We start from the raw sequence: 3,951 nt of genomic DNA, 5'->3' as shown, positions 1-3,951 counted from the left end.
AGGATCCCACGCTCGCCGAAGCTGCACACCAGCTCGACCGGCAGCGCACCCGGCTCAGCCTGATAGGCGTCGAGGATCGCGGGCAGCAGGCCACCGTCGCCGCCCGGCTTGATGACCAGGACCAGACGCGGGTCGGCGCGGCCGGCCCGCCGGGTGCGGCGCGCCGCGGCCGACGCGGCGTCGAGCACCGTACGGCTCTCGCGGAGCAGGACCACCCCCGCCCCGGTCAGTGCGACCCGGCGACTGCCACGTTCCAACAGGGCTACGCCCAGCCGTCGTTCGAGCTGCTGAATCGCGCGGGAGAGCGGCGGTTGGGCCATCCCCAGCCGGGCGGCCGCCCGACCGAAGTGCAGTTCTTCGGCGACAGCGGTGAAGTAGACGAGCTCGCGGACCTCCAGTCTTTCCATACCCGCACGGTATCGCTGCGCACCTGATCGGTGTTGGAACTCCCGGCCGCCCCCGTGGTGGGCTGAACGCATGACAGAAACCACGACTGCCCTGGTCACCGGTGCCAACAAGGGCATCGGGCGCGAGGTCGCAGCGCGGCTCGCCTCGCTCGGCACGAACGTCGCGCTGGCCTCGCGCGACCCGCACCGCGGTGCGGCAGCCGCAGCCGACCTGGGCCCGCGGGTGTACCCGGTCACCCTGGACGTCACCGACCGCGCCAGCGTCCTATCCGCCGCACGCTGGATCGAGGAGCGCTTTGGCCGGCTGGACATCCTGGTCAACAACGCCGGCATCTCTGGCGACCTCGCCGCCCAGAGCCCTGGCAGTGTCGAACTGCCCGCTGTACGCGAGGTGTTCGAGACCAACGTGTTCGGCGTGATCAGCGTGACCACCACGATGCTGCCGCTGCTCGCCCGCTCCCCCGCCGCCCGGATCGTCAATGTCAGCAGTGGACTGGGCTCCATCGCCCGGATGACCGATCCCGAGGACTACTTCACAACCCGGCCCCCGTTGGCCGCGTACGTCCCGTCCAAGACCGCACTCAACTCGCTGACCGTGCAGTACGCCAAGGAACTGCGCAGCCGCAACATCCTGGTCAACGCCGCCGATCCGGGGCCGTGTGCGACCGACCTCACCACCGCGTTCCCCGGCCTCACCCGCACCGCGGCCGACGGCGCGGCCGTGGTCGTCCGGCTCGCCACGCTGCCCGATGACGGGCCGACCGGCGGCTTCTTCGACGAGCACGGCCCGGTCCCCTGGTGAGCTGCCTGTCAGGGAACCGAGGGAGGGGGTGGTGGGAGTCAGCCGGGACGGGACGGGCGAACCGGAGACCGCGCCGGCACCCGACGGGCCGCAGCGCCCGGGTTACCCGCCGGACCGCCCCGGCAACAGCCGGCGGAAGGGTAGCGGACCGTCAGGCAGCCTTGACCGGGTACTGGGTCCAGGTGCGGATGGGTGAGTCGGGGGCAAAGCTGGTCTTCGGTTCGGCGCGGGCATTTCGCCAGCGCACGTAGGCGCCGATGGCGGCGTTCTGTTCGCCATGGCTGCGGTGGTCGGTGCCGTTGAGGACGAAGTGGCGCAGGGCGGCGAACTCGGGCTCGATCCAGTTCGCCCACGATCCGTAGCTCGGCAGGAAGACCAGCTCGATGTCGTTCGCCGCGGCCCACGCGCGGACGATCGGGTGCTTGTGAGGGGAGAAGTCGTCCAGGAGGACGTAGAGCTTCTCGCCGGGCCAGCGGATGCGCAGGGACTTGAGCGGCGCACCGAAGGGCTGCCGGTGGGGTCGTTGGCCGGCGCTCTGTCGCAGGAGCGGCGCGAACAGCTCGAGGACATCGAGCCGTCGTGGTGCCCCACTTGGCCCGCGGTATGGCAACGCGCCTTCCAGCTCGTCCGACAGCACCTGCAGGCCGGCGGCGAGCTGCCCCAGGGTGAAGATCTCGGGCGGTGGGTGCGGTCAGTCCAGCAGTGGATGTGTGAGCACATCCTCGGCCTCCAGCCTGCGGCCGAGGACGAGAAGCCCCGGCCACGCCGGACCCAGGCCGACACATGGGCCGTGAACCTTGCGGCCGCCCGGCAGTACTACCAGCGCGAAGGACACTTGCAGGTGCCCAGAAAACACGTCGAGGCGATCAAGCTCGGGGCCTGGATCAGCAATCAACGCAGCAGGGCAGCGACGCTGTCCCCCGGGCGGATCGAGCAACTGTCCGCCATCGGCATGCGGTGGGAGAGGACGCGGCTCCTGGCTCGTTTGACCGTACGGATCGGGGTCCTACAGCGTACGTACAGTGCACTGATCATGCGGGAAGGGCTCGGAGTGACCTCTCGCGTGTGGCCCCTCTAGTCATTTGATGGAGGAGCTGGGCATGCGACGGGAAGGTCACCCACATGCCCGTTACCTGCCGGTTGATGGGGCGTGTGGCAGCAAGGCTCTTCGGCGCACCTGGCGGTCGCTGATCCAGCTTGGACACTGTCAGTAGGCACCCCGCCGGCGCAGGGAGTGCGGTCGGCCGTCGGGATCGGCGACGACCCGGTAGAGCGGGTCGGTCAGGGCCCGTGTGATGCGGGACAGATGCGGCGGGTGATAGGTGCGCAGCCGTCCCGCCGGTCGTGGACCGTGGCGGCCGCCGTCGTGCCACGCGTCCAGAGCGGCGGCCGAGTCGGCGTAGGCTGCAAAGGCGCGGCCGGGGTCGCAGAGTGCGGCGGCTTCCCCGTCCCCGTCACGGTCAAGGTGTTCGAGATTCAACGACAACCGCAGCTCGCGCGCGAAGACGCGGGCGCCGTCACCCAGGCCGCCGGGGTCCGTCGGTTCACGGGGGTCACGGGTCTCGTCGAGGACGGCGCAGCTGAGTTCCGAATCGTGGGTCCAGGAGCGCCGGTTGACGTTGTCGGAACCGACCGAGGCCCAGACATCGTCGATGACACAGACTTTGGCATGGACGTAGACAGGCGTCCCGGCGTGATTCTCCAGGCTGTAGACGGCCACCCGGTCACCGCCGCCCCGTCGCAGGACTTCCAGTGCTCGGATCCGGCCCAGCAGATTCATCGGTGTGCTGATCCGCCCTTCCTGGTCCGGCAGTGGCGGCAGGACGGCGATCATCCGCAGGCCCGGATGATCTGCGAGAGCCTGAGCGAACGGCTGGGCGGCACTTTCTGACCACAAGTACTGGTCCTCCAGGTAGATCAGCCGGCGTGCCCGCCGCAGGGACTTCCTGTAGGCGCGGGCGATGCTGCGTTCGCCGTCGGGGGCGAACGGATAGCCCTTGAGGCGGTTCGGATAGGTGCGCAGGATCTGGACCGTGTGGGAACCGCGGGGGCCCGGGTCGGGTTGCTGGTCCGGGAGCGGATCCGCCTGGGTGTCCTCGCCCCGCAGTGCCGCCCGCAGCCGGCTGCGCAGGCTTCGACTGAGCGGAGCCGGGTCCGTCCACCGCTCACGGAATGTGGCCTCGACATCGCCAACGGCGGGCCCGCGCACCGCCAGCTGGACGTCATGCCAGGGCGGACGGGAACCGTAGGCATCGGCGATGCGTTGCGCCTGCGGGTCACCTTGATGGGCGGCGTCGTCCCGACGGCTGTGGCACAGATCGATCCCGCCGACGAAGGCGACGTCCCGCTCGGGCCGACCCGGGTGGCGCAGCACCACGAACTTTTGATGGTGCGAGCCACCCGGCCGCACCCGCATGTCGAGCAGGCACTCCCCTCCCGCCTCCTCGATCTCCTCCCCCAGGTGATAGTTCTCCTGTTCGCTGAACTGGAACCGATCCAGGTGCGAGCGCCACACCAGCCCCTTCACGACGACACCCCGGCGTGCGGCGTCGCACAGTACGTCGCTGATAGCGCTGTTCGGGCCGTCCAGCAGCTCGTCAGGGTCACCCCGCCAGTCCGTGAACATCAGGATGCGCATCAAGGGCGGCCGTACCGGCGTACGGGCCGTCACCTGCGCGGGTCTCGGCGAACACCGGCATGAAGGTCAGGCCCATGCCGAGACCCATCAGCAGCAGGGCGGGC

Annotated in this window: 4 protein-coding genes and 1 pseudogene; 2 read left to right on the top strand and 3 right to left on the bottom strand. The window is 69.9% G+C overall.

All coding sequences use genetic code 11. The features are described 5' to 3' along the window. Window positions 1-407: LysR family transcriptional regulator (locus ABZ646_RS42190; RefSeq protein ID WP_360531772.1), on the bottom strand; the 407-nt coding region annotated here is incomplete at its 3' end. Window positions 408-477: 70 nt separating this feature from the next. On the opposite strand from ABZ646_RS42190, the gene ABZ646_RS42185 reads away from it, so the two are divergent. Further along, window positions 478-1,209: an SDR family oxidoreductase gene (locus tag ABZ646_RS42185; protein ID WP_360531769.1), complete on the top strand. Its 732-nt coding sequence runs from the start codon at window positions 478-480 to the stop codon at window positions 1,207-1,209. A gap of 151 nt (window positions 1,210-1,360) precedes the next feature. Here the strand turns inward: ABZ646_RS42185 and ABZ646_RS42180 are convergent, their stop codons facing one another. Continuing rightward, entirely contained in the window at window positions 1,361-1,654 is a 294-nt protein-coding gene (locus ABZ646_RS42180) for a transposase (protein ID WP_360531775.1), read from the bottom strand. Between the two features lie 33 nt (window positions 1,655-1,687). Here ABZ646_RS42180 and ABZ646_RS42175 point away from each other — a divergent pair. Next, window positions 1,688-2,170, top strand: a pseudogene (locus ABZ646_RS42175) (helicase associated domain-containing protein); the annotation flags it as partial. Window positions 2,171-2,416: 246 nt separating this feature from the next. On the opposite strand, the gene ABZ646_RS42170 reads toward ABZ646_RS42175, so the two are convergent. Beyond that, window positions 2,417-3,847 carry a phospholipase D family protein gene (locus ABZ646_RS42170; protein WP_360531766.1) on the bottom strand — a complete coding sequence of 477 codons (1,431 nt, stop codon included), beginning with the start codon at window positions 3,845-3,847 and terminating at the stop codon, window positions 2,417-2,419. Between the last annotated feature and the right edge of the window lie 104 nt (window positions 3,848-3,951).

The organism is Streptomyces sp. NPDC007162 (assembly GCF_040634175.1).
GTDB lineage: Bacteria > Actinomycetota > Actinomycetes > Streptomycetales > Streptomycetaceae > Streptomyces.
This window is presented reverse-complemented; position numbering and strand designations above follow the sequence as displayed.

Coding starts and splice junctions, on each gene's coding strand:
- ABZ646_RS42185 (WP_360531769.1), top strand. CDS start 478: ATGACAGAAACCACGACTGCCCTGGTCACCGGTGCCAACAAGGGCATC.
- ABZ646_RS42170 (WP_360531766.1), bottom strand. CDS start 3,847: ATGCGCATCCTGATGTTCACGGACTGGCGGGGTGACCCTGACGAGCTG.